This is a genomic window from Bradyrhizobium sp. CCGE-LA001, assembly GCF_000296215.2.
GTDB lineage: Bacteria > Pseudomonadota > Alphaproteobacteria > Rhizobiales > Xanthobacteraceae > Bradyrhizobium.
The window spans coordinates 3,932,773-3,956,624 of record NZ_CP013949.1; the positions used below are offsets into that span (position 1 = coordinate 3,932,773).

22 protein-coding genes and 1 pseudogene are annotated in these 23,852 nt (G+C 64.4%); 15 read left to right on the forward strand and 8 right to left on the reverse strand.

All coding sequences use genetic code 11. The features are described 5' to 3' along the window. The first annotated feature begins 60 nt into the window (after positions 1-60). The 8 genes and pseudogenes from sufB (at position 61) to BCCGELA001_RS18175 (ending at position 6,558) form a co-directional block, all read left to right on the forward strand. Positions 61-1,557 (forward strand): Fe-S cluster assembly protein SufB, encoded by a 1,497-nt coding sequence (gene sufB / locus BCCGELA001_RS18140; RefSeq protein WP_060735962.1) that lies wholly within the window; start codon positions 61-63, stop codon positions 1,555-1,557. 4 nt (positions 1,558-1,561) lie between these two features. Then, a complete protein-coding gene (locus BCCGELA001_RS18145) occupies positions 1,562-1,846 on the forward strand; it encodes a hypothetical protein (protein ID WP_008558565.1) in 285 nt (94 codons plus the stop codon). Then, a complete protein-coding gene (sufC, locus tag BCCGELA001_RS18150) occupies positions 1,846-2,598 on the forward strand; it encodes a Fe-S cluster assembly ATPase SufC (protein WP_060737714.1) in 753 nt (250 codons plus the stop codon). Before BCCGELA001_RS18145 ends, sufC begins: the two co-directional genes overlap by 1 nt. A 12-nt stretch (positions 2,599-2,610) precedes the next feature. Continuing rightward, positions 2,611-3,915, forward strand: a complete 1,305-nt coding sequence (sufD, locus tag BCCGELA001_RS18155) for a Fe-S cluster assembly protein SufD (RefSeq protein WP_060735963.1) — start codon at positions 2,611-2,613, stop codon at positions 3,913-3,915. After that, positions 3,912-5,159 carry a cysteine desulfurase gene (locus BCCGELA001_RS18160; RefSeq protein ID WP_008558580.1) on the forward strand — a complete coding sequence of 416 codons (1,248 nt, stop codon included), beginning with the start codon at positions 3,912-3,914 and terminating at the stop codon, positions 5,157-5,159. The genes sufD and BCCGELA001_RS18160 overlap by 4 nt, the downstream gene beginning before the upstream one ends. Beyond that, positions 5,156-5,527, forward strand: a complete 372-nt coding sequence (locus tag BCCGELA001_RS18165) for an SUF system Fe-S cluster assembly protein (RefSeq protein WP_008558582.1) — start codon at positions 5,156-5,158, stop codon at positions 5,525-5,527. Before BCCGELA001_RS18160 ends, BCCGELA001_RS18165 begins: the two co-directional genes overlap by 4 nt. Before the next feature lie 49 nt (positions 5,528-5,576). Then, complete coding sequence (locus BCCGELA001_RS18170; RefSeq protein ID WP_083543362.1) at positions 5,577-5,975, forward strand: HesB/IscA family protein; 399 nt, start codon at positions 5,577-5,579, stop codon at positions 5,973-5,975. A 138-nt stretch (positions 5,976-6,113) separates the two neighbouring features. Beyond that, positions 6,114-6,558, forward strand: a pseudogene (locus BCCGELA001_RS18175) (TfoX/Sxy family protein). A gap of 71 nt (positions 6,559-6,629) precedes the next feature. Here BCCGELA001_RS18175 and BCCGELA001_RS18180 read toward each other — a convergent pair. The 3 genes from BCCGELA001_RS18180 to BCCGELA001_RS18190 all read right to left on the reverse strand — a co-directional run bounded on the left by BCCGELA001_RS18180 (position 6,630) and on the right by BCCGELA001_RS18190 (position 10,663). Beyond that, positions 6,630-7,697 carry a GGDEF domain-containing protein gene (locus BCCGELA001_RS18180; protein ID WP_060735965.1) on the reverse strand — a complete coding sequence of 356 codons (1,068 nt, stop codon included), beginning with the start codon at positions 7,695-7,697 and terminating at the stop codon, positions 6,630-6,632. Between the two features lie 165 nt (positions 7,698-7,862). Further along, the gene (locus BCCGELA001_RS18185; protein ID WP_060735966.1) at positions 7,863-9,389 is read right to left on the reverse strand and encodes a DEAD/DEAH box helicase; all 1,527 of its coding nucleotides are present in this window, start codon (positions 9,387-9,389) and stop codon (positions 7,863-7,865) included. 299 nt (positions 9,390-9,688) lie between these two features. Next, complete coding sequence (locus BCCGELA001_RS18190; RefSeq protein WP_060735967.1) at positions 9,689-10,663, reverse strand: helix-turn-helix domain-containing protein; 975 nt, start codon at positions 10,661-10,663, stop codon at positions 9,689-9,691. Positions 10,664-10,859: 196 nt separating this feature from the next. Between BCCGELA001_RS18190 and BCCGELA001_RS18195 the strand changes: the two genes are divergently transcribed. The 4 genes from BCCGELA001_RS18195 to BCCGELA001_RS18210 all read left to right on the forward strand — a co-directional run bounded on the left by BCCGELA001_RS18195 (position 10,860) and on the right by BCCGELA001_RS18210 (position 15,282). After that, the gene (locus BCCGELA001_RS18195; protein WP_060737715.1) at positions 10,860-12,374 is read left to right on the forward strand and encodes a caspase family protein; all 1,515 of its coding nucleotides are present in this window, start codon (positions 10,860-10,862) and stop codon (positions 12,372-12,374) included. A gap of 88 nt (positions 12,375-12,462) precedes the next feature. After that, a complete protein-coding gene (locus BCCGELA001_RS37955) occupies positions 12,463-12,912 on the forward strand; it encodes a hypothetical protein (RefSeq protein WP_158511627.1) in 450 nt (149 codons plus the stop codon). A gap of 179 nt (positions 12,913-13,091) precedes the next feature. Further along, positions 13,092-14,336, forward strand: a complete 1,245-nt coding sequence (locus BCCGELA001_RS18205) for an FAD-dependent oxidoreductase (protein WP_083543363.1) — start codon at positions 13,092-13,094, stop codon at positions 14,334-14,336. A 178-nt stretch (positions 14,337-14,514) separates the two neighbouring features. Then, positions 14,515-15,282, forward strand: coding sequence for an outer membrane protein (locus BCCGELA001_RS18210; RefSeq protein ID WP_008558611.1), 768 nt, complete (start codon positions 14,515-14,517; stop codon positions 15,280-15,282). Positions 15,283-15,391: 109 nt separating this feature from the next. Here BCCGELA001_RS18210 and BCCGELA001_RS18215 read toward each other — a convergent pair whose 3' ends face one another. The 4 genes from BCCGELA001_RS18215 to parE all read right to left on the reverse strand — a co-directional run bounded on the left by BCCGELA001_RS18215 (position 15,392) and on the right by parE (position 19,901). Continuing rightward, positions 15,392-16,162: an SDR family NAD(P)-dependent oxidoreductase gene (locus BCCGELA001_RS18215; RefSeq protein WP_060735968.1), complete on the reverse strand. Its 771-nt coding sequence runs from the start codon at positions 16,160-16,162 to the stop codon at positions 15,392-15,394. 21 nt (positions 16,163-16,183) lie between these two features. After that, a complete protein-coding gene (locus BCCGELA001_RS18220; protein WP_008558617.1) occupies positions 16,184-16,369 on the reverse strand; it encodes a hypothetical protein in 186 nt (61 codons plus the stop codon). Between the two features lie 228 nt (positions 16,370-16,597). Further along, on the reverse strand, positions 16,598-17,380 hold the full coding sequence (locus BCCGELA001_RS18225; protein WP_008558618.1) for an outer membrane protein: 783 nt from the start codon (positions 17,378-17,380) through the stop codon (positions 16,598-16,600). Between the two features lie 472 nt (positions 17,381-17,852). Continuing rightward, on the reverse strand, positions 17,853-19,901 hold the full coding sequence (gene parE, locus BCCGELA001_RS18230) for a DNA topoisomerase IV subunit B (RefSeq protein ID WP_060735969.1): 2,049 nt from the start codon (positions 19,899-19,901) through the stop codon (positions 17,853-17,855). Positions 19,902-20,173: 272 nt separating this feature from the next. Between parE and BCCGELA001_RS18235 the strand changes: the two genes are divergently transcribed. Then, complete coding sequence (locus BCCGELA001_RS18235) at positions 20,174-20,704, forward strand: DedA family protein (RefSeq protein WP_008558630.1); 531 nt, start codon at positions 20,174-20,176, stop codon at positions 20,702-20,704. 39 nt (positions 20,705-20,743) lie between these two features. Here BCCGELA001_RS18235 and BCCGELA001_RS18240 read toward each other — a convergent pair whose 3' ends face one another. Further along, positions 20,744-21,739 (reverse strand): MBL fold metallo-hydrolase, encoded by a 996-nt coding sequence (locus tag BCCGELA001_RS18240; protein WP_060735970.1) that lies wholly within the window; start codon positions 21,737-21,739, stop codon positions 20,744-20,746. A 412-nt stretch (positions 21,740-22,151) separates the two neighbouring features. Between BCCGELA001_RS18240 and BCCGELA001_RS18245 the strand changes: the two genes are divergently transcribed. After that, the gene (locus tag BCCGELA001_RS18245; protein ID WP_060735971.1) at positions 22,152-22,817 is read left to right on the forward strand and encodes an FMN-binding negative transcriptional regulator; all 666 of its coding nucleotides are present in this window, start codon (positions 22,152-22,154) and stop codon (positions 22,815-22,817) included. Beyond that, positions 22,814-23,797 carry an N-acetyl-gamma-glutamyl-phosphate reductase gene (argC, locus tag BCCGELA001_RS18250; RefSeq protein WP_008558655.1) on the forward strand — a complete coding sequence of 328 codons (984 nt, stop codon included), beginning with the start codon at positions 22,814-22,816 and terminating at the stop codon, positions 23,795-23,797. The genes BCCGELA001_RS18245 and argC overlap by 4 nt, the downstream gene beginning before the upstream one ends. Positions 23,798-23,852: the final 55 nt, after the last annotated feature.

The window sequence follows — 23,852 nt, forward strand, 5'->3', positions numbered from 1 at the left end:
TCGTAATACTCGTCCGAGTTTGATCCACCGCGGTCCTTGAAACCGCGAGCGGAGGATGGAATGCCAGCCGTACAAGAGACGGTCGAGCGCGTGAAGCGCATCGACGTCGACCAGTATCGTTATGGGTTTGAGACCCTGATCGACACCGAGAAGGCCCCCAAGGGGCTGTCGGAAGAGATCGTAAAGTTCATCTCGCAGAAAAAGAACGAACCCGCCTGGATGCTCCAGTGGCGGCTCGAGGCCTATCGGCGCTGGCTGACCATGCAGGAGCCGACCTGGGCGCGCGTCGACTATCCCAAGATCGACTTCCAGGACCTCTATTACTACGCGGCGCCGAAGCCGAAGAAGACGGTCTCGTCACTGGATGAGATCGATCCGGAGATCCTCAAGACCTACGAGAAGCTCGGCATTCCCCTGCGGGAAGTCGCCATGCTCGAGGGCGTCGAGCCCAAGGTGGGCGAGGAAGATCCGGCCCGCCGCAAGATTGCGGTCGATGCCGTCTTCGATTCGGTCTCGGTTGCGACCACCTTCAAGGCCGAGCTGAAGAAGGCCGGCGTGATCTTCATGCCGATCTCGGAGGCGATCCGCGAGCATCCCGAGCTGGTGCAGAAATATCTGGGCTCGGTGGTCCCGACCTCGGACAATTTCTACGCGACGCTGAACTCGGCGGTGTTCTCCGACGGCTCGTTCGTCTATGTGCCGCCGGGCGTGCGCTGCCCGATGGAGCTGTCGACCTATTTCCGCATCAACGAGCGCAACACCGGCCAGTTCGAGCGCACCCTGATCATCGCCGACAAGGGCTCCTACGTCTCCTATCTCGAAGGCTGCACCGCGCCGCAGCGTGACGAGAACCAGTTGCATGCGGCCGTGGTCGAGCTCGTCGCGCTCGACGATGCCGAGATCAAATACTCGACCGTGCAGAACTGGTATCCCGGCAATTCGGAAGGCAAGGGCGGCATCTACAATTTCGTCACCAAGCGTGGCGATTGCCGCGGCGCCAATTCCAAGATCTCCTGGACCCAGGTCGAGACGGGATCGGCGATCACCTGGAAATATCCGAGCTGCATCCTGCGCGGCGACAACTCCCGCGGCGAGTTCTACTCGATCGCGATCTCGAACGGCTTCCAGCAGGTCGACTCGGGCACCAAGATGATCCACCTCGGCAAGAACACGTCGAGCCGCATCATCTCCAAGGGCATCGCCGCCGGCAAGTCGCAGAACACCTATCGTGGTCTCGTCACCGCGCACCGGAAAGCGACTGGCGCGCGCAACTTCACCGCCTGCGACTCGCTGCTGATCGGCGACAAATGCGGCGCGCACACCGTGCCGTACATCGAAGCCAAGAACTCGTCGGCGACCTTCGAGCACGAGGCGACCACCTCGAAAATATCCGAGGACGTGCTGTTCTACTGTATCCAGCGCGGTCTCAGCCAGGAAGAGGCCGTCGGCCTCGTCGTCAACGGCTTCGTCAAGGACGTGCTGCAGCAACTGCCGATGGAGTTCGCGGTGGAAGCGCAGAAGCTGATCTCGATCTCGTTGGAGGGCAGCGTAGGCTAGCTCGATGTTCGAAAATGTCCCGAGGCCCGTGCTGGTTGGACTGTTCATCGTGGTTCTGCTGCCAATTGGCGCCGGAATCGGATGGGGCCTGGCCGTACTGCTCGAACACCTCTCGGGACTTTCGATTGGATATGTCAGCGCGGTGGTAGGGAGCGTCGTCTGCGCCTTGGTGACCGTGTTGTGGGGGATCGGCCAAGCGACCGAATTGCTCGGTCTTGCGACGATCTTCACCGCAGTACGGATACCGCCCCGGCCGAATTGGCTGCCGCCCGATGAAAAGGAAGAATGATGACTGCTTTGCTTGAAGTGAAAGACCTCAAGGTTCGTGTCGAGGAGCGTGAGATCCTCCACGGGCTGACGTTGACCGTGAACGAAGGCGAGGTGCACGCGATCATGGGGCCGAACGGCTCCGGCAAGTCGACGCTCTCGCACGTCATCGCCGGCAAGCCCGGCTACGAGGTCACTGACGGCCAGATCCTGTTCAAAGGCGAGGATCTCCTGGAGATGAGCCCGGACGAGCGCGCCGCCAAGGGCGTGTTCCTGGCATTTCAGTATCCGGTCGAGATTCCCGGCGTCGCCACCATGAACTTCCTGCGCACCGCGCTGAACGCGCAGCGCAAGGCGCGCGGCGAGGATGAATATTCGACGCCGGACTTCCTCAAGAAGGTCCGCGAGGTTTCGAAGTCGCTGAACATCCCGCAGGACATGCTCAAGCGGGGCGTCAATGTCGGCTTCTCCGGCGGCGAGAAGAAGCGCAACGAGGTGCTGCAGATGGCGCTGTTCGAGCCCAGCCTGTGCATTCTCGACGAGATGGATTCCGGCCTCGACATCGACGCGCTGCGCATCGCGGCCGACGGCGTCAACGCGCTGCGCTCGCCGGGCCGCGCGATGGTCGTCATCACCCATTATCAGCGGCTGCTGAACTACATCGTGCCCGACGTCGTGCACGTGATGTCGAGAGGCCGCGTCGTGAAGAGCGGCGGCAAGGAATTGGCGCTGGAGCTGGAAGCGTCCGGCTACGCGCAATTCGAGGCCGCGTAAGGATTGGTTGCAATGAACGTTGCTGTGGCAAAGACCGGGAACGGCCGCGCGGTGAGCGATCTCTTCGCCAGCGCCGAAGGCCGGCTGCCGGGGTCGCCCGAAGTGATCGCGACTCGCCGCGAGGCATTCGAGACCTATGAGCGTCTCGGCCTGCCGCATCGCCGGATCGAGGAATGGAAATACACCGATCTGCGCGCGCTGGTCGGTGAGGTGCTGCCGCTGGCCGTCACACCCGATGCGGCGGCGCTGAAGCGCGCCGCGGAGGCGGTGAAGGCGCATGGGATTGCGGGCGCCCGCAAGCTGGTGCTGGTCGACGGCGTGTTCGCGGCCGATCTTTCCGACGTGAAGGCGCTCACCGCCGAGGTAGGCTTGAGGACCCTGCGTGAAACGCTGCAGAAGGACGCAGGCCTGCTGAAGACCACGGCCACCGATGCCGTGATCGCGCTGAATGCTGCGATGGCAACCGACGGCGTCGTGCTGTCGATCGCCGACGGCGCACAGCTGAGCGCCCCGATCCAGATCATCCACATCGCGACTGCCGCCTCGGCGTCGGCTTTCACCCGCTCGCAGGTCGCGGTTGGGAGGGGCGCTCGCGCCACCATCGTCGAGAGCTTCGTTGCCGCCGGCGCTGCGGCCTACCAGGTCAACGACGCCGTGCTCGTGACGGTCGGCGATGACGCCGACGTCGCGCATATCCGCCTGATGGACGATGCGCCCGACGCGGTGAACATCTCGTCGCACTTCGTCACCGTCGGCGCCAGCGTGAAGCTCAATTTCTTCAACATGACCACCGGTGCCGCGGTCAGCCGCCTGCAGGGCTTCATCACGCTCGCGGGCGAGGGCAGTGAGCTCTCGGCCAATGGCGTCAACCTGCTGCAGAAGACCGAGCATGGCGACACCACGCTGGTGGTCGACCACGCCGTGCCGAACTGCGTCAGCCGCGAGACGTTCCGCGCCGTGATCGACGATCGCGCCCATTCCGTGTTCCAAGGCCGCATCATCGTCCGTCCCGACGCGCAGAAGACCGATGGCAAGATGATGACGCGGGCGCTCTTGCTCTCCGACGAAGCCGAGGCCGACAACAAGCCGGAGCTGGAGATCTTCGCCGACGACGTCTCGTGCGGCCACGGCGCTACCGCCGGCGCACTCGACGACAGCCTCTTGTTCTATCTGAAGGCGCGCGGCCTGCCGGAGAAGCAGGCCCAGGCGTTGCTGATCCAGGCCTTCGTCGGCGAGGCGATCGAGCAGATCGCCGATGACGGCTTGCGCGAGCACGTGATCGGCATCGCCGAGCGCTGGCTGGAGCGGCGCCAATGAGCACACATCCGGCAGTCAAGAACGGCACCTATGACGTCGCGCGCGTGCGCCAGGACTTCCCGGCGCTCGCAATGCAGGTCTACGGCAAGAACCTGGTGTATCTCGATAACGCCGCCTCGGCGCAGAAGCCGAGCGCCGTGCTCGACCGCATGACGCAGGCGTACACTAGCGAATACGCCAACGTGCATCGCGGCCTGCATTACCTCGCCAATGCCGCGACGGAAGCCTATGAGGGCGGCCGCACCAAGGTGGCGCAGTTCATCAATGCGGCCCGCACCGAAGAAGTGATCTTCACCCGCAACGCGACCGAGGCCATCAATCTGGTCGCGTCTTCGTGGGGTGAGCCGAACGTCAAAGAGGGCGACGAGATCGTCATCTCGATCATGGAGCACCACTCCAACATCGTGCCCTGGCATTTCCTCAGGGAGCGTCAGGGTGCGGTGATCAAGTGGGCGCCGGTCGACGACGAGGGCAATTTCCTCGTCGACGAGTTCGAGAAGTTGCTGACCGCCAAGACCAAGCTGGTCGCGATCACGCAGATGTCGAACGCGCTCGGCACCATCGTGCCGATCAAGGAGGTCGTGAAAATCGCCCATGCCCGCGGCATTCCGGTGCTGGTCGACGGCAGCCAGGGCGCGGTGCATCTGCCCGTCGACGTCCAGGACCTCGGCTGCGATTTCTACGTCTTCACCGGCCACAAGGTGTACGGGCCGACCGGCATCGGTGTGCTCTGGGCCAAATACGACCACCTCGTCGCGATGCGCCCATTCAACGGCGGCGGCGAGATGATCCGCGAGGTCTCGCGGGATTTCATCAGCTACGGCGATCCCCCGCACAAGTTCGAGGCGGGAACGCCCGCGATCGTGGAGGCCGTCGGGCTTGGTGCTGCCATCGACTACGTCAACTCGATCGGCAAGGAGCGCATCGCCGCACATGAGGCCGATCTGACGGCCTACGCGCAGGAGAAGCTGCGCGAGATCAACTCGCTGCGGCTGATCGGCATGGCGAGGGGCAAGGGGCCGGTGATCTCCTTCGAGCTCAAAGGCGCGCACGCCCATGATGTCGCCACCGTGATCGACCGCCAGGGCATCGCGGTGCGCGCCGGCACCCATTGCGTGATGCCGCTTTTAGAGCGGTTCAACGTGACCGCGACGTGCCGGGCCTCGTTCGGCATGTATAATACGCGGGAAGAAGTCGATCATCTGGCACAGGCGCTGCTGAAGGCGCGGGATTTGTTCGCATGAGTGACACGGCCGAAATCAAAGCCAATCCGATGGAGACTCAATCGGCGCTGCCGCCGGAGGAGACCGAACGGCTGACCACCGAAATCATCGCCGGCCTCAAGACCGTGTTCGATCCGGAGATCCCCGCCGACATCTACGAGCTTGGCCTGATCTACAAGGTCGAGATCAAGGACGACCGTTCGGTCGACGTCCAGATGACGCTGACGACGCCGAACTGCCCGGCCGCCGGCGAGCTGCCGACCATGGTCGAGAACGCGGTTGCCAGCGTGCCCGGTGTCGGCGTGGTCGACGTCAAGGTCGTCTGGGAGCCGCCGTGGTCGCCCGAGCGCATGAGCGACGAGGCCCGCCTCGTGCTCAACATGTGGTGACGCGTATCCCCGGCATTGAATTCGCTCTGCAACGGACCAGATAGATAAGATGACCCAGGCGACACCAGCACCTACTCCGAAGCCGCGGCGGCCACGCCCGCAGGTGATGCGGCTGACGGATGCTGCTGCCCAGCGCATTACCGAGCTGACCCAGCGCGCCGATTCCGAGATCGTGGGCCTGCGCGTCGGCGTAAAGAACGGCGGCTGCGCCGGCCAGTCCTACACGGTCGAATACGCCCATGATGTCCGCCCGACCGACGAGGTCGTCGAGGACAAGGGCGTCAAGATCCTGGTCGATCCCAAGGCCGTGCTGTTCCTGCTCGGCACCGAGATGGACTACAAGGCCGACAAGATGCAGGCCCAGTTCGTCTTCAACAACCCCAACCAGATCTCCGCCTGCGGCTGCGGCGAGTCGGTCGAGCTGCGGCCGGCGAAGGTCGAGGGGTAGTTCTCTCTCCGTCATCGCGGGGAGCCCTTGCGACGAAGCAATCCCGACTGCCTCTGCCGAGGCAGCCTGGATTGCTTCGCTTCGCTCGCAATGACGCCGGTGCTATGAAAGCTGGCCTTCTCGCCAGGGACGCTCTTCATGGACCGCGAATTCCTGATCGACCTGTTCGCCGATTTTGGCCCCGTTACCATCCGTAAGATGTTCTCCGGCTACGGCATCTCCGCCGACGGCGTCAATTTCGCGCTGTCCTTGCGCGCCGGCCTGTTCTTCCGCGCCGATGAGGCGACGATCCCGGACTTCGAAGCGGAAGGCTCCAAGCCGTTTCAATATTCCACGCGCGCCAAGACCGTCACGGTGAACTCCTACTGGCAATTGCCCGCGCGTCTGTTTGACGATTCCGAGGAGCTGGCGCAGTGGGCGAGAGCCGCGCTCGCCGCCGCACAGCGCGCCAAGGTGAAGAAGCGGCCGAAGGCGAAGAAGGCGGTGAAGAAGAAGTCGGGGAAGAAGGCCGTGACCAAGAAAGTAACCAAGAGACGGGTGCGGTAGGGTGGGCAAAGCGAAGCGTGCCCACCAACAGGCATAGTTCCGTCGCAGAGAGTGCTGGTGGCACGGCGCTGCGCGCCTTTGCCTACCCTACAGCGGCTCGTGAAAACCTTACGCCACGCGGTTGTGCGTCTCGACCGCGAATTCCGGATCGACTTCGCAGATCACACGGTTGCGCCCGTTGCGCTTGGCGGCGTAGAGGCAGGCATCTGCACGCTCGATCAGCGCGTCGGGGTCGTCGCCCGGCTTGAGCATGGAGACGCCGACGGAGATGGTGACGCGGCCTAGGATCTCGCCGGTGGATTTCTTCTTCAATTCCTTCGCCATTACGGCGCGGCGGATGTGATCGGCGACCGTGAGCGCCTGGCGCAGCGCAGTGTTGGGCAGCACGACGGCGAACTCCTCGCCGCCATAGCGCGCGGTGATGTCCTGGCCCTTGATGGTCTGCTTCAGGGAAAGGCCGACGAGCCGCAGCACCTGGTCGCCGGTGAGGTGGCCGTAGGAATCGTTGAACGACTTGAAATGATCGATGTCGAACAGCAGCAGCGACAGCGGCTCGCCGGAGGCGAGCGCGTTCTGCACGGCCATGCCGATCATGCGGTCGAAATATTTGCGGTTGCCGAGGCCGGTGAGGGGATCGGTCAAGCTCTCGGCGCGGATCGCCTCCAGGCTCTGCTGCAGATTGCTGATCTCGTTCTTGGACAGCGTGAGGCGGTCTTCCAGGGCCTTGTTGGCCTCGCGCATCTCGCTGGTCGAACGGAGCAGCGTTTCCACGATCGCCTTGACCTGGTCGCGGCTCTTGGCTGACGACAGCTTCGCGGTTGCACCCGACAGGCTGGCGTCGTAGGAGCCGCTGATCCCGAGCGCATCGCCGAGAACCTTCATCACGTCGTCGATCTCGCCGATGACGCGCGCGCCGACCTTGTCGATGCGGTCGGTGGTCTTGATGTGGGAGAGATAGGTCTCGTAGATCTGTTCGAGATCGGCTTCGGTCAGCTTGCCGTTGCGCGCCAGCGTCTCGTTGATGATCTTGTTGAGCGGGGCGTTGTAGCCCGTCGCATAGACGTACCAGATCTCGTAATTTCGGGGAATTGCCGTTTGCCGAAGCGATCGGATTTGTCCGAGCGCAACCTCGGCGAACGCCATCGTGCGTTCGTGTTCATCGAGTACCTTGACCACGGAACATACCCCACAACGGTCGGCGCGCCCTCGACCGCAGCAATGCTTAAATTATGTTCGTAGGCTAACGGACGTTCGTGAACACCCCGTAAATATACGTTCCCGATTACGCCTAAAAAGTTGCGCTGCGGGTTTGCTCAACCGAAACCCGGAGCGCCTCGCGCTTCAAGCCCCGGCGGGGGAGCGGACCGGCCGCAGCAGGAATGCCGGCAGATGCGAATGATCGCCCGGCTCGGTATCGGCCTCACGTTGCCGGCGCGGCTCGGGACGGCCGATCGACGGCACATGCGAGGCAGTGGCCTGCTGACGGGCGCCGCGACGCGGCTCGGATGATTGCCTGCCTTCACGCGGAGACCTCGGCTCGCGTGCAGGCTTCGCCTCGGGAGCGGGCCTTGTTTCGGCTGAAGGCCGTTCCTCGCCACGCGCCTCGCGCGGCTCGTGGCTGCGCTCGCGGTCGTGACCGCGTCGCTCGCCGCGCTGCGTTTTACCGCGTCCGCCGCGCGAACGCTCACGGCCGCGCTGCTCGCGGGGACGCTCGTCCCCTTCGGCAGCCTCGGCGTTGACCTCGTAATCGCCCTCGGCGCGCGGAATGCTCTGGCCGATCAGCTTCTCGATCGCCACCATCGACTTCTGGTCGAGCGGCGTCACGATGGAGATCGCGGTGCCGGTGCGGCCGGCGCGGCCGGTGCGTCCGATGCGATGAACGTAGTCGTCGGCGTGATGGGGGACGTCGAAATTGAAGACGTGGCTGACCTCGGGAATGTCGAGGCCGCGCGCCGCGACGTCGGAGGCCACCAGCAGCGGCAGCTCCCCCTTGCGGAACTGATCCAGCGCCGCCATGCGGGCCGGCTGGTCCATGTCGCCGTGCAACGCCCCGACGCTGAAGCCGTGCTTCTGGAGCGACTTGTGAACGATGGCGACTTCGCGCTTGCGATTGCAGAAGATGATCGCGTTCTTGAGGTCCTTGGCATCGCGCAGCAGGCGGCGAAGCAGCTCGCGCTTCTCATGCGCCTCGCGTCCGGCGGGCACCTGGGCCTGCGTCACGGTCACGGCGGTGGTGGCGGGGCGGGAGACTTCAACCTTCTGCGGATTGTGCAGGAAGGCCTCGGTGATGCGCCGGATCTCCGGCGGCATGGTCGCGGTGAAGAATAGGGTCTGCCGCGTGAACGGGACGAGCTTGCAGATGCGCTCGATGTCGGGGATGAAGCCCATGTCCAGCATGCGGTCGGCTTCGTCGATGACGAGCAACTCGACGCCGGTGAGCAGGAGACCGCCGCGCTCGGTGTGGTCGAGCAGGCGGCCGGGCGTTGCGATCAGCACGTCGACGCCGCGCATCAGCTTGGCATCCTGGTCGCCGAAGGAGACGCCGCCGATCAGAAGCGCGACGTTGAGCTTCTGGCCTGCGCCGTAGCGGTCGAAGTTTTCCTTGACCTGGGCCGCGAGCTCGCGGGTCGGCTCGAGGATCAGCGTGCGCGGCATGCGTGCGCGGGCGCGACCCTTTTCGAGGATGGTGAGCATCGGCAGCACGAAGGCCGCGGTCTTGCCGGTGCCGGTCTGGGCGATGCCGAGCACGTCCTTGCGTGCGAGGACGTGGGGAATCGCCTGTTCCTGGATGGGGGTGGGGGTGGTGTAACCGGTGGCCGCCACTGCGGCGAGGACTTTTTCGGACAGTCCGAGATCTGAAAAGGACATTGAGCCTCTGGTCGAAACCGCCGTTCGGAATCGAGGGTAATAAGGCTGTCGCGTTCCACCCCGAAACGGCGGGCTCTCTAGGAAGCTGGGGGTGCTGACTCACGCGAACAAAGCGCAAGGCTCAGGAATCGCTCTTCGATCTGAGCCGCGTCGCCCCGGAACATAGGCAGGAATCGGCCAAAGTCAATGGAGCGGGCGCGGGAAGACCCTAAAAAACCTGAGGTTTTTGCCCAAATCACGGGCGCGGCTGGGATTTTCGCCTCACCTCCGGGTTCGGCCGGAGGTCGGCCAAGCGGCCGCTAGTGCCCCTCGGGGCCCTGGGCCCGGAAATCACCGGGGGCCATGCCATAGGCGGCGTTGAAGACCCGGTAGTAGGTCGCCAGGCTCTCGAAGCCGCAGGAGGTCGCGATATCAGCGATCAGCCGGTCCGGCGCCTCGCGCATCAGGCGGCGGCTCTGTTTCAGGCGCTCGTCGGTCACGGTCTGCGAGAAGCTCTTCTCAGCGGTCTCGAACAGCATGTGCAGGTGGCGCACCGACACGCCGAGCAGATCGGCGACCATGTTCGGTGCGAGATTGGGGTCTTGCAGGTGACGCGCGATCAGGCGCCGGGCCTGCGAGAGACGGCCGGTCCGCAGTGCGGCCTGTCCCCGCCGGCTGCCGGGCCTCAGGATACCGCGTTCGATCAGCGCCAGATGAGCCAGAGCCTCGACGAGGGAGGCCTGCGAAGCGCTCCCGGCGGCGCCTTCATCGTCCGCGGCAGCTTCGCCGAGATCGGCAAAGCAGGCGCCGAGCAGGGGCGCCAGGCCGGCATCGTCGAAGGTCCGTGGGGCAAGCTCGCGCATGCGCTTGTCCTGTCCCGGGATGCTGCTCACCGGAATCTTCAGGATCCGCAAGTGGAAGCCGCCTGCGCCGAGCGGCACGGTGCGGTAGGGCAGGTCCGTATGGCTGGTCGCGAAGCTGCCATTGGCGATCGAAAAATCGCTTGCGCGCATCCCGCCAAACCAGCCGCCGCTGCCGAGCTGCTGGTAGACGCAGATGGCATCGCCCGGCGCGTAGGCGATGTCGGATGCGCTGCGCTCGACCGTGTAGGCTGAGGCCTTCAGCTCGACGAGGCCGGCTCCGCCAAGCTGGCGCAGCGAGAACTCGCCGTAGAAATCGGCGCGGCGTTCGCGCTCGAGCTCGGCCGTGACGCCGAACAGGCCCTTGGCGCGGACCTCGCGCCAATAGTCGAAGCGGTCGTGCGGCTCGACCTCGTCGGTGCACCAGCGATACACGGCAGCCCCTTTCAACGGAATGCCCAAGAAAAAGCAGATTCCGCTCGAATCTGCCATAGGCCAATGATGGAATCGGCGGATCAGCAGCCTTGAACCGTCATCGCGCTTGGCCCGACTATCACACAGCGGCAGGGGGTCCCACGAACGACCTTTCAAGGGAAACCAGCATGGGCCGCTCCACAACGGGAACATGACGATGACGCGTCGGCTTTTCAGAATTCTGGCCGCTCTTGGCCTTGCGGCGGGCCTGAGCGGATTCGCGTTTCCCGCTTACGCCGAAAAGCGCGTCGCGCTCGTCGTCGGCAACAACGACTACAGGAACGTGCCGAAGCTGCTCAAGGCGGTCAACGACGCCCGCACCATGGGCGATACGCTCAAGCAGCTCGGCTTCTCGGTGATGGTCGCCGAGAACCAGAGCCAGCAGCAATTCTCCGAGACGCTGCTCGCCTTCGACAAGGCGATCGAGCCGGGCGACACCGCGTTTTTCTTCTATGCCGGCCACGGATTCGAGATCGCAGGGCAAAACTATCTGCTGCCGACCGACGTGCCGGCGGCGACCGAAGGACAGGAAGAGCTGGTGCGCGACGCCTCGATCCTGGCCGACCGTATCGTCGAGCGTCTCCAGAACAAGAAGGCGCGGACCTCGATCCTGGTGTTCGATGCCTGCCGCAACAATCCGTTCGAGCGCAAGGGCACCCGCGCGGTCGCCGGCGCGGGCGGGCTTGCGCCGATGACGCAACTGCCGGAAGGCGTGTTCTCGGTGTTCTCCGCGGGACCCCGGCAGACCGCGCTCGATCGCCTGTCCAACGACGATGCCAACCCCAATTCCGTGTTCACGCGCACCTTCGCCAAGGAGCTGCTCAAGCCCGGCGAGAACCTCGTGCAGGTGGCGCAGCGCACCCGCCGTGCCGTCAGCGAGCTCGCCGACACCGTGAAACACAGGCAGGTGCCCGTCTATTTCGACCAGATGGTCGACGACGTGTTCCTCAGCGGCCTTGCCAAGGATGCCATCGCGCGTTCCGACGATCCGCCGCCTACGAAGCTTGCGGCGCTGCCGCCGGTCTCGGTGCCGCAGCTGCCGAAGGAGGAAGCCACCAACGCGCCGATCGCGAGCTTCTCGCGGCACAATGGCGGCTGGAGCGTGGTGTTCTCCTTTGCTGATCCGACGCTCGGCATCTCCTGGCGCATGGCCGGCAAGGGCGATTTCCGCGAGACCGGTTTCATCGACACGCTCGATCCGCGCACGCGCAAGCGGATGCCGAATCCGTCGATCGAGTTGCCGCCGGATGCTTCAGCCGGCACCATAGAGGTCCGCTATGTCGACCAGTCCGGTGATTTGCAAGGGCCGTTCCCGATCAGGTTCGATCCTGAGGCCGCGCTGATCCGCGACCAGCGCAAGATCCTCGACATGACCTCGACGAGCTGGCTGTCGTTCCGTGAATTCAACGGCCTGTTGGTCTACTACACCCATCTCGTGTCCTACCGCTGCGCCATCCGCGAAGTGCGCATCGGCATCGACAGCGCCGTGCCCAACCAGGTGCTCAAGATGCCGCCTTGCGACATGCGTGACCCCAGCGCCGTCAGCGCCGGCATGCCGCTCTACATGAAACTTGCGCCGAGCACGCAGACCGTCTCGGTGGAGCTGACCTATCGCGACGGCAGCGTGTCCGAGATCAAGAGCTTCCGCAGCGCGAACCGGAGCAATAATTGAGGGGTTTCGTTGCCGTCTGCAGCGTGAGGAGCGGCAAAGGAACAACTCTTCCTGACTTGGATTGTCCACCAAACAAGGGAGACGATCCATGCTTCGCAAATCCATCCTCGTGACGATCGCTTGTGCGGCTCTTTCGACTGCTGCCTTCGCCCAGGGGGGCGGGGGTGGTGGTGGTGGTGGCGCCGGAGGCGGTGGTGGTGCAGGTGCAGGTGCAGGTGCAGCGGCGGGTGCAGGAACGGGGACCGGGGGCGGCAGCGGGGGATCCGCGGCCTCATCGGGGGCCGGAATGGGCACGTCGTCCAGCAGCGCCAATTCCGGGCCGTCGGCTCCCTCGGGCATGGGGGTCCATGGCACGACGACAGGCGCCAACGTGAACACCAATACCGGGCCGAACAATCCGAATGTCCAAGCGCCAACCGCCGCCGGCAAGTCGCCGTCAGCTGCGCAAGCCGAGCGAAACATGGGCGTCGGGCGTGCTGCCAATGGGGTGCCGATCGGCAGTCCGGGCTCGGGAACCAGCAACGAGGATCAGAAATAGCCGAACGCGATTGTCAGGGAAGGCCCGCGTGAAGTGGGCCTTGCGTTTGGCGCCGGTTTGCTGATCCCAACCGGCATGATTCACCTGCGCCCTGCGAATTGAGACTGCCTTCGACCTGAATCGCGCTAGTATCGGCGAGCATCAATCGATCGATACTCTCAGCGCGGATCGCGTCTGCAGTGACATCTGACCAACAACCAAGCCGGACCAAAGTCCGCTGCTGCATCGTCGGCGGTGGGCCGGCCGGCATGATGCTCGGCTATCTCCTGGGCCGCGCCGGCATCGAAGTCGTGGTGCTAGAGAAGCATGCGGATTTCTTTCGCGACTTCCGCGGCGACACCGTGCATCCCTCTACGCTCGAGGTAATGGACGAGCTCGGCCTGATCGACGGATTCCTGAAGCTGCCGCATCAGCGCCTGCAGAAGATGGACGGACTGTTCGGCGGCACGCCGGTGCGCATCGCGGATCTCAGCCGGCTCCATACCAAATACCCCTTCATCGCCTTCATGCCGCAATGGGATTTCCTGAATTTCCTGCGCGAAGCCGGCCGGCGTTTTGCCTCGCTCGAGGTGATGATGAGCACCGAGGCGGTCGATCTGATCCGCCGCGGCGAGACGATCGCCGGTGTGCGGGCGAAGACGCCTGACGGCATCATCGACATCGAGGCTGATCTCACGATTGCCTGTGACGGCCGCCATTCGACCGTGCGCGAGCGCGCCGGGCTCGCGGTCGAGGAGATCGGCGCGCCCATGGACGTGCTCTGGTTCCGGGCCGGCCGCAGGCCCGGCGAGACCGAGAACGTGTTCGCGCGGGTCGAGCCCGGCAAGATGATGATCACCTTCGACCGCGGTGATTACTGGCAATGCGCCTATGTCATCGCCAAGGGACAGCATGAGGCTGTGAAGGCGAGGGGACTTGCCGCTCTGCTCGACGATGTCGTGCGCATGGCGCCGGTCCTTCGATCCGGCATCGCAGAGGTGAAGAGTTTCGACGACATCAAGCTGCTCACGGTCGCGATCAACCGCCTGACGCGCTGGACGCGGCCCGGCCTGTTGTGCATCGGCGATGCCGCGCACGCGATGTCGCCGATCGGCGGCGTCGGCGTCAACCTCGCCGTGCAGGACGCGGTCGCGACCGCGAACCTGCTGGCGGACAAGCTGCAGCGCGGCTGCCCCTCGGAGGACGAGCTCGATGCCGTCAGGCGCCGGCGCGAGTTTCCGGTGAAGATGACGCAGCGCATGCAGGTCGTCGTGCAGAATAACATCATCAGCGGCGCCTTGCAGAGCGGCGACCGGCCGTTGAAGGTGCCGCTGATCGTGCGCCTCATCACCGCGCTGCCATGGCTCCAGGGCATTCCGGCGCGCCTGCTTGCGCTCGGCGTGCGGCCCGAGCACGTCCATTCGAAAGCGGCGTCGTCTTCGTAGGGCAAGTCTCGATAGGGATAACGCCGCGTAAAAGCGTCCGCGATGCGTTGCGCTCCTGCAACAGCACCAACCGATTCACGGCACGGGACGTGCTCATCCGCGGCGTTAACCGTGTTGATTTCAATTTTAGTAAGGGCCGTCTGTGACCGTGCGCCCATCAAAGGACTCGGGGTGTACCATGCGTAACAAATTGATTGCCGCCTTCGCCTGCACGACCGCTCTGGTTTCGACCGGCGCTGCTTCCGCCGCCGATCTCGGTGCGCGCTACACGAAGGCACCTGCCTATGTCGAGCCGCTGTTCAACTGGACCGGTTTTTACGTCGGCGGCCATATCGGTGGCGCATGGACCAACGAGCAGTTCATCAACAACGGCAACAGCGGCGGCTTCGGTGATCTGCTTCCGGGCGAGGGTTATCGTCAGCGCAACTCCGGCATCTTGGGCGGCGCGCAGATCGGCTACAACTGGCAGGCCAACAATTACGTGTTCGGTGTGGAAGGCACGATCTCCGGCCTCGACAACAAGGGCTCGTTCCTGAACACCGCGTTCGGTGCCGGTGACGACGTGTTCTCCTGGCGCGCCAATGTCCTTGCGACCGTCGTCGGCCGCGCCGGCTTCGCGGTTCAGAACAACCTGTTCTACGTCAAGGGCGGCTACGCCGGCGTGAACAACCGTCTCTCCGTCAGCGATACGGTCGGCCCGGCGACGGGCTCGGGCGGTCAGACCCATTGGGCCAACGGCTGGACCGTCGGCGCCGGCTGGGAGTACGGCATCACTCGCAACTGGATCGTCGGACTCGAATACAATTACGCGGCCTTCGCCAGCCAGACCTATCAGCTTGGCGGCACCACGACCAACTACACGTTCGATGCCAAGCCGCGCGATCTTCAGTGGGCGGTCGTGCGCGCGAGCTACAAGTTCGACGCGCCGACTATCGGCCGCTACTGAGCGATCAACGAGCGACCAAGCATCTAAAAAACCGTCACTGCCAAATTCGAAGCCCCGGCTTCCACCGGGGCTTCTTTTTTGCGTGCGGTCTCGTGGTGCGGATCCGGCCTCAGGCCATCACCGAGAAGCCGCCATCGACGGGGATCGCGGTGCCCGTGACGAAGTTCGAGGCGGGCGAGGCGAGGAACACGGCGATTCCGGCGAAGTCGTCGATGTGGCCCCAGCGTCCCGCGGGCGTACGCGCCAGCACGCGCTCGTGCAGCCCTGACACCTGCTGCCGCGCGCCGCGGGTGAGATCGGTGTCGATCCAGCCCGGCAGGATGGCGTTGACCTGAATGTTGTCGGGCGCCCAGGCGTTGGCGCAGGCGCGCGTGTACTGCACGATGCCGCCCTTGCTCGCGGCATAGGCCGTCGCGAAGCTCGCGCCGAAGATCGACATCATCGAGCCGATATTGATCACCTTGCCGTTGCCCGACGCCTTCAGCGCCGGATAGGCCAGCTTGGAGCACACGAAGGCGCTGGTGAGGTTGGTGTCGATCACCTTGTTCCACTCGTCGAGCTCGAGCTCGTGCGGGGGCTTGCGGATGCTCATGCCGGCATTGTTGATGAGGATGTCGATGCGGCCGAGATCGCTCACGACGCGGTCGATCATGGCTGCGACGGCGGCCTTGTCGGTGACGTCGGTGGTGATGGCGATAGCCTTCACCCCGCGCTGCTTGAGATCGGCGATGGCGGCGGCGGACTTGCTCTCGTTGCGTCCGACCACGGCGATGTCGGCGCCCGCGTCGGCAAGGCCGCGGGCCATGCCGAGTCCAATGCCGCCATTGCCTCCCGTGACGATCGCGACTTTGCCGCGAAGATCGAACCGGCTGGATGTCATGCTTCTATTCCCTGGTTTCTTCTATTGGTTGCTTTGCCAGATCAGCACCAGCCCGAAGCCTGCCATGGCTGCGCCATAGCCGGCCCATTGCAGCTGGTTGACCATGAAGCTTGATCGCGGCCACGGCACAGTGCCCGTGCCCTGTCCGATCCAGAGCAGTCCGACGGCAGTCGCAAGCAGGCCTGCCACAAGCAGAAATCTGCGCATGCATTCCTCCCATCGGCCGGCTTCTGTCGCGACGCGGCATCAACGACTGCGGCGGATCCGCGAAAACCTAGCAGCACAGTAACCGTAGGTGCCGTTCGGACACAATGGCGGCGCGCCGGCTCAGGGAGTCAGCGGGGAGGGATTGTGCCTGTTCGGGAGCTCCGCTAGCTCCCATAACGAAAAAGCCCCGGCGATGCCGGGGCTTTGACGCTTGATCTTCAGATCAGATCAGTACTTCGCGACGACCGGACCGGTCCAGTTGAAGCGGTAGACCAGCGAGGTCGAGATCGTCTGGTTCCAATGGTTGGTGCGGATGCTGTTGCCGGTCGGAATGTTGCCGACATCAAACAGCTCGTCGCGGGTGGTGGCGTTGTAGAAAGCCGAACGATACTCGGTCTTCATGAACCAGCCGGGCGAGCTGATGCCGAAGAAGTTCAGGCTGTTCTCGACGCCGCCGCCGATGAACCAGCCATGACGATCATAGCCGTCGAGATGGACACCAGCGGGAACGCCGGCCAGGTCCGTGAAGTTGGTGCGACCGAAGTGGGCGCCGGAGTAACCGCCGTTGACGTAGGTGAGGACGTTCGGGGCGGCGAGCCAGCCGAGGCGGATACCAGCAGCCCAAGAGGTTTCCAGCTTCTGGTTGCCAGTCAGGCCGAAGATCGGATCCTGCACGGTGCCGCGGATGCTGCCGAACTGGCCGTCGGCGAACACACCGGCAACCCAGGTGCCGCTGAACTGCCAGTCGTAACCGGCGCCGACCGTGCCGAACCAGCCGGAGCCGCCCTGGCGCTGGTCGATCGTCAGCGGGATCGCGCCGACCGTGGTCTGCACGTGCTGATCCTGGTTCGAGAGGCCGCCGCCGCCACCGCCGAAGATGTAGAAGCCGGTCCAGTTGGCGACCGGCGCGGGCGCCGGGGCCTTCACGTAGGGGCGGGCGCCAAGGTCAGCGGCCGAGGCCGAACCGGTCATCGCCGCAACGGCGGTCAGAGCGAGCAAAGTCTTCTTCATGTCAAAATCCCCAACCTTGGTCTGTCGTAGCAGCGCGAGCGCACTGAAGTTCGTTTCATCTGATGTCCGGACTATAGCCGGTTCTCGCCGAAATGCTGTTGCAGGGCAGGCACAGTCGCCGGAAAACGCCGGTATGCGGGGATTGGGGTCGCTGCCGTGCAAATCAAAAATAGCTAAGATATTTCAACCTGTTGTTGGCTTTATCGCGAAGGTTGTTTTTGGTAACTTCTCATTAGCAAATTCGGCTTTGTCCGAAATGGAGGCAATCCTGCCTCAGCCGTGCCCCTCCTTTTGCCTCGTGAGTCGCTGGCCGAGTCGCCGTGTTACGGCGGGAATCAATGACATGCGGGCCGATGCATTGGCAGGATCACCGCGCCAGGTCGCCCCGTGCCCGCAAATGAAGAAGCCCCGGCGGTGAGGCCGGGGCTCTTGATGACGCGCGGCTGCGTGCACGCGTCAAAGGTCTGGCAGGTCAGACGTCCAGCAGCTCCTCGCTGGCAAATTCGGCCTTGTCCGAGATGAAGGCGAACCGAGCCTCGGCCTTGGTGCCCATCAGGCGCTCCACCGAATCCGCGGTGGTGTCACGATCGTCGGCGAGCAGCACCACCTTGAGCAGCGTCCGCTTGCTCGGATCCATGGTGGTTTCCTTGAGCTGGGCCGGCATCATCTCGCCGAGGCCTTTGAAGCGGTTTACCTCGACCTTGGCGTTGGCGTTGAACGCGCTCTTGATCAGCTCTTCCTTGTGGTTGTCGTCGCGCGCGTAGACTGATTTGGTGCCGTGCGTGAGCTTGTAGAGCGGGGGCACCGCGAGGAAGAGGTGGCCCTCGTCGATCAGCCGCGGCATCTGCCGGTAGAAGAAGGTGATCAGGAGCGAGGCGATGTGAGCGCCGTCGACGTCGGCGTCCGTCATGATGATGATGCGCTGATAGCGCAGATCCTCTTCGCGATAATGCGCGAGCGTGCCGCAGCCGATCGCCTGCACGAGATCGGAGAGCTGGGCATTCGCCGTCAGCTTGTCCTTGCCGGCGGAGGCGACGTTGAGAATCTTGCCGCGCAGCGGCAGCACGGCCTGGGTCTTGCGGTCGCGCGCCTGCTTGGCGCTGCCGCCGGCCGAGTCGCCCTCGACGATGAAGAGCTCGGAGCCTTCCGTGCCCGCGTCGGTGCAATCGGCGAGCTTGCCGGGCAGGCGCAACTTCTTGCCCGCGGTTTTCCGCGCGGTCTCTTTTTCCTGGCGGCGGCGCAGCCGCTCCTCGGCGCGGTCGATCACGAAATCGAGCAGCCGGTTGGCCATGTTCGGATTGCCCGAGAGCCAATGGTCGAACGGATCCTTCATCGCCTGCTCGACGATGCGCTGCGCTTCGGCGGTCGCGAGACGATCCTTGGTCTGGCCCTGGAATTCAGGCTCGCGCACGAACACCGAGAGCATGACGGCCGCGCCCACCATCACGTCCTCGGAGGTGACGGAAGCTGCGCGCTTGCCCTGGCCGACGCGCTCGGCGTGATCCTTGAGGCCGCGCAGCAGCGCGCTACGCAAGCCGGATTCGTGCGTGCCGCCGTCGGGCGTCGGCACGGTGTTGGTGTAGGACGACAGGAAGCCGTCGGCATCCGCGGTCCAGGCCACTGCCCATTCGCAGGCGCCGTGCGCGCCGTTGCGCCCCGACTTGCCCGAGAAGATGTCGGGATGCACCAGCGTGTCGGCATGGATCGCCGCGGCGAGATAGTCCTTGAGGCCGCCGGGGAAGTGGAACGTCGCCTCCGCCGGCACGTCCTCGACGCCCTTGAGCAGCTCGGGCGCGCAATTCCAGCGGATCTCGACGCCGCCGAACAGATAGGCCTTCGAACGCGTCATTTTGAACAGGCGCTGCGGCTTGAACGCGGCCTTGGCGCCGAAGATGTCGGTGTCGGGCTTGAAGCGCACGCGCGTGCCGCGGCGGTTGTTGACCTTGCCGAGATCCTCGAGCTTGCCCTTGGGATGGCCGCGCTCGAAGATCATCCGATGCAGCTTCTGGCCGCGCGCGACCTCGACCTCGAGACGCGAGGAGAGGGCGTTCACCACGGAGATGCCGACGCCGTGCAGGCCGCCCGAGGTCTCGTAGACCTTGCTGTCGAACTTGCCGCCCGAATGCAGCGTGCACATGATGACTTCGAGCGCCGACTTCTTCGGGAATTTCGGATGCGGATCGATCGGGATGCCGCGGCCGTTGTCGGTCACGGTGAGAAATCCGTCCGCGCTGAGTTCGACGCCGATGAAGGTCGCGTGCCCGGCCAGCGCCTCGTCCATGGAGTTGTCGATGACCTCGGCGAAGAGGTGATGCAGCGCCTTCTCGTCGGTGCCGCCGATATACATGCCGGGCCGGCGCCGCACCGGTTCCAGGCCTTCGAGCACCTCGATGTCGGCCGCCGTGTAGTCGGCTTCTCCGCCGCTTCCACGCGCGGCCGTCTTGGCGGCAGGCGCGCGGGACTTCGGCTCGTCGGCGCCGAACAGGTCGTCTTTCGCTTTGGTTTTCAACTGCTTGGACATATATCTTGATGCGTTTTGAGGGCCGCCGCAGCGGCGAATCGGTCAGGGCGACTATGCCACTTCTGGCTTGGAAAGGTTATCGCAGGCGCCGGCGAGCGGCGTGGTTGAGAGCCAATCCCGGCGATTTTACGCCGCAGGCCCGCCAATTCCCGGCAATTTGACGTCTCAGCCCACACAGGGCCGAGCTTTGTGACTTGATGTCACACAAGCCCTTGGCTTACCAGTCCTTTCATCGGGCAGCACCTTGAGACAGGGCGGAAGGCCAATCTGGAATGGAGCAGTACGCGCACGCCTTGGCCGAATTCGTGCGCGCTCACCAGGCTTGGGCGGCCCCGATCGTGTTCCTGCTCGCCTTCGGGGAGTCGCTGGCCTTCATCTCGCTACTGGTGCCGGCCTGGGGCGCGCTGGTGGGGATCGGCGCATTGATCGGGGCGAGCGGTATCAGCTTTTATCCGGTCTGGATTGCGGGCGGCCTCGGCGCGGCGCTGGGCGATTGGGTCTCCTACTGGTTCGGCTTCCGCTACAAGGAACGGGTCGCCCAGATGTGGCCGCTCTCGCGCTATCCGGAACTCCTGCCCAAGGGCGAGGCCTTCGTGCGGAGCTGGGGCGTGCCCAGCATCTTCATCGGCCGCTTCTTCGGCCCCTTGCGCGCCTCGGTGCCGCTCGCGGCGGGCATCTTCGAGATGCCCTACTGGAGCTTCCAGATCGCCAATTTCGTCTCGGCGTTGATCTGGTCGGCGGCGCTGCTGCTGTTCGGCGACGTGATCGCGAGGCTGATGGAATGGATCTGGCGTCTGATCTGACCGGGCAGCGGGGCCGCCCGGTCAGCGCGTCAAACGCGCCTAAAGCGAGGCGTTCCAGATCGAGGGAATCCAGCGAAATCCGTCCTTTTCCTTCTCGACGCGGACGAGACCCGGGAAGGCGGCGTGGAAGGCCTGGATCGGCATCTTCTCGGCAATGGCCATGTCGTAGAGCTTGCGCCGCGTCTGCTGTGCCAACGGCTTGTCGACGTCCGAGGCGATGTTCCATTCGGGATGCTTGACGAACAGGAAGGCCGCACCGGCGGTGATGTCGACCTGCACCAGCACCTTCTCGTTGCCCGAGGCGACGATGAAGGAATTGTGGCCCGGCGTGTGGCCGGGGCTCGCGATCGAGGTGATGCCCGGCGCCACCTCCTTGCCGGCTTCGTATTGCGTGACCTTGCGGCCGAGCGCGTCGAACACGCGGCGGATATTCTTGAAATTGTTTTCGAGGATCGGATTGCCCATCCCCTTGCTCATCTCGCCGTCGTCCATCCAGAACTTCCATTCCACCGCCGGCACCATGATCTCGGCATTGGGAAACGCGGGCTTGTTTTCGGCTGCCAGCAGGCCATTGATGTGGTCGCCGTGGAAATGAGAGATGACGACGGTGTCCACCGCTGCCCGGTCGATGGCGGCCGCCGTAAGGTTGTTCTGGAACTGGCCGACCTTGCCCTTGCTCTGCGTGAACTGGTCGGGCCCCAGACCGGTATCGATGACGACGAGCTTCGGTCCGGTGTTGACGACCACGGGGTTGAACGTATGGGTGACCTTGTCGGTCGGCAGGTGATGTTCGGCGAAGACCTTGTTGATGTCGTCCTTGCTGGCGCCCGCTGCGTAATTGTCGGTCAGATTGACGGTGGCAACGCCGTCGCAGACCACCGTGACCTGATGGGTGCCGACATTGTAGCGATAAAAGCTCGCATTCTGCTTGTCGGACAAGGGCGCGGCGGCCTCCACGGGCGAAGTCTTGACGAAAGGCAGGAGCGCCGAGGCGGCGGCGCCGGCTAGCGTTGCGCGACGGGTAATCTCGGTCATGGCGATGTCCTGGGGCTGGTTATGACAGGCTTGGACCGGCGGGGTTGTGGCGCGTCGGTCCTTCTCTGGAACCCCCATTACTACTGGAAATTCCGAGGCAGGCCGATGACATCCGTGCGGCACTCTGCCGTCACGCGTGTATCACTCTGCCATCGCGCGGTGCGGCATCCTGCCGTCCCGCCGGACCGATTTGCTCTTGACCATGGAACCCCGTGGCCTTATAGCCGCGCGCCATGATCAACGCCGCGACCATTCTGTTCGCCCGTCGCCGCCGCCGCAGCTTAGCGGTTTGGGCGGTCGATCGCGTTTGAGATCATCGTCTTTGCCGCTGGATCCGATCCGCGGCATTCTCTCTCCTGTCAGCGCGATCTGATCCGGCGGCTCCCCCGAGGAGGCCCAGCAGGAGACCACGATGTACACGCCACCCTTTTTCAAGCAGGACCGCGCCGCGAGCCTGAAATTCGCCGAGGAGCGCGGCTTCGGCACCATGTGTGCCTTCGACGGCCACAAGCCGGTCGCGTCCCCTCTGCCGTTCTATCTGACTTACGCCGCGGACGGCACGCCGCAGGCCGCCTTTCATGTCGCCCGTCACAATCCGCTGCTAAAGCTTGCGGGTGGCGATGCGTCCTGGCTGCTCGCGGTCAACGGCCCCGATGCCTATGTATCGCCGGACTGGTACGTCTCGCCGGACCAGGTTCCGACCTGGCTCTACCAGTCCGTGCATCTCAGCGGCCCAGTGCGGCTCTTGTCGGACGATGAGCTGGCGCTGCAGATCGACACGCTCAGCGACAAGTTCGAGAACTGGCTCTTGCCGAAAAAGCCGTGGACATCGGCCAAGATGACGGCAGGCCGGCTCGAAGCGATGAAGAAGGGGATCGTTGGGCTGGTCATGACTGTCGAGGAGGTCGAAGGCAGCTTCAAGCTGAACCAGCACAAGTCGGACGCCGACTATGCGGCGATCGCGAACGCGCTTGGCGGCGGTGATGCCGACGCCAAGCAGATCTCACAATTGATGCGGCAGGCAAGGCCGCAGGTTTTCGCAGACGACACGAACATGCTCGAAGGGAGCGCACCATGAGCCTCGCTGACACCACGAAAGCCCCGACCACCAGCGTGGCCAAGAAGCCCGCGACCGTCTTCGTCGACGGCGGCTCCGGCACCACCGGGCTCGGCATCAACGAGCGGCTGAAGCTCCAGAACGACGTCGTCGTGAAGACGATTGCCGACGACAAGCGCAAGGATCCTGCGGCCAAGAAGGCGCTGATGCAGGAGGTGGATCTCGTCATCCTCTGTCTACCCGACGATGCCGCAAAGGAAACCGTCGCGCTGGTCGACAGCATGGGCGCGTCCGCGCCGAAAGTGCTCGACGCCTCGACCGCCTATCGGGTCGCGCCCGACTGGGCCTACGGCTTTCCCGAGCTGACGGCCGACCAAGCCGGAAAGATCAAGGCCGCGAAGAAGGTCTCCAATCCCGGCTGCTATCCGACCGGCGCGATCGCGCTGTTGCGGCCGATCGTCGATGCCGGTCTGCTGCCGCCTGACCATCCCGTCACCGTCAACGCGGTGAGCGGCTATTCCGGCGGCGGCAAGTCGATGATCGCGAGCTTCGAAGACGGCAGCGCGCCGTCCTTCGAGCTCTACGGCCTGGGCTTCGAGCACAAGCATCTGCCGGAGATGCAGCTCTATTCGAACCTGACGCGGCGGCCGATCTTCATTCCCTCGGTCGGCAACTACCGCCAGGGCATGCTGGTCTCGGTGCCGCTCCAGCTCGACACGTTGCCGGGCAAGCCTGGCGGTGCCGATCTCCAAGCGGCGCTCGCCAAGCGCTACGCCGGCTCGAAATACGTCAAGGTGATGCCGCTCCAGAACGAGGCGGCCAAGGGCGGCCGGCTCGAGCCGGAGGCGCTGAACGAGACCAACATGCTCGAGCTCTACGTCTTCGCCAGCGACAAATATCATCAGGCCTTGCTGGTCGCGCGCCTCGACAATCTCGGCAAGGGCGCCTCGGGCGCAGCCGTGCAGAACATGCGGCTGATGCTGGGATTGCCGGAGGAGTAGGGCAGGTTTGTGCCCGGACGCAGCGCAGCGCCACTTAGCGATGCACTGCAGAGCC

Coding starts and splice junctions, on each gene's coding strand:
- BCCGELA001_RS18170 (WP_083543362.1), top strand. CDS start 5,577: ATGACCCAGGCGACACCAGCACCTACTCCGAAGCCGCGGCGGCCACGC.
- BCCGELA001_RS18240 (WP_060735970.1), bottom strand. CDS start 21,739: ATGACCGAGATTACCCGTCGCGCAACGCTAGCCGGCGCCGCCGCCTCG.
- parE (WP_060735969.1), bottom strand. CDS start 19,901: ATGTCCAAGCAGTTGAAAACCAAAGCGAAAGACGACCTGTTCGGCGCC.
- sufD (WP_060735963.1), top strand. CDS start 2,611: ATGAACGTTGCTGTGGCAAAGACCGGGAACGGCCGCGCGGTGAGCGAT.
- BCCGELA001_RS18220 (WP_008558617.1), bottom strand. CDS start 16,369: ATGCGCAGATTTCTGCTTGTGGCAGGCCTGCTTGCGACTGCCGTCGGA.
- BCCGELA001_RS18235 (WP_008558630.1), top strand. CDS start 20,174: ATGGAGCAGTACGCGCACGCCTTGGCCGAATTCGTGCGCGCTCACCAG.
- sufC (WP_060737714.1), top strand. CDS start 1,846: ATGACTGCTTTGCTTGAAGTGAAAGACCTCAAGGTTCGTGTCGAGGAG.
- argC (WP_008558655.1), top strand. CDS start 22,814: ATGAGCCTCGCTGACACCACGAAAGCCCCGACCACCAGCGTGGCCAAG.
- sufB (WP_060735962.1), top strand. CDS start 61: ATGCCAGCCGTACAAGAGACGGTCGAGCGCGTGAAGCGCATCGACGTC.
- BCCGELA001_RS18165 (WP_008558582.1), top strand. CDS start 5,156: ATGAGTGACACGGCCGAAATCAAAGCCAATCCGATGGAGACTCAATCG.
- BCCGELA001_RS18215 (WP_060735968.1), bottom strand. CDS start 16,162: ATGACATCCAGCCGGTTCGATCTTCGCGGCAAAGTCGCGATCGTCACG.
- BCCGELA001_RS18210 (WP_008558611.1), top strand. CDS start 14,515: ATGCGTAACAAATTGATTGCCGCCTTCGCCTGCACGACCGCTCTGGTT.
- BCCGELA001_RS18185 (WP_060735966.1), bottom strand. CDS start 9,389: ATGTCCTTTTCAGATCTCGGACTGTCCGAAAAAGTCCTCGCCGCAGTG.
- BCCGELA001_RS37955 (WP_158511627.1), top strand. CDS start 12,463: ATGCTTCGCAAATCCATCCTCGTGACGATCGCTTGTGCGGCTCTTTCG.
- BCCGELA001_RS18245 (WP_060735971.1), top strand. CDS start 22,152: ATGTACACGCCACCCTTTTTCAAGCAGGACCGCGCCGCGAGCCTGAAA.
- BCCGELA001_RS18195 (WP_060737715.1), top strand. CDS start 10,860: ATGACGCGTCGGCTTTTCAGAATTCTGGCCGCTCTTGGCCTTGCGGCG.
- BCCGELA001_RS18145 (WP_008558565.1), top strand. CDS start 1,562: ATGTTCGAAAATGTCCCGAGGCCCGTGCTGGTTGGACTGTTCATCGTG.
- BCCGELA001_RS18225 (WP_008558618.1), bottom strand. CDS start 17,380: ATGAAGAAGACTTTGCTCGCTCTGACCGCCGTTGCGGCGATGACCGGT.
- BCCGELA001_RS18160 (WP_008558580.1), top strand. CDS start 3,912: ATGAGCACACATCCGGCAGTCAAGAACGGCACCTATGACGTCGCGCGC.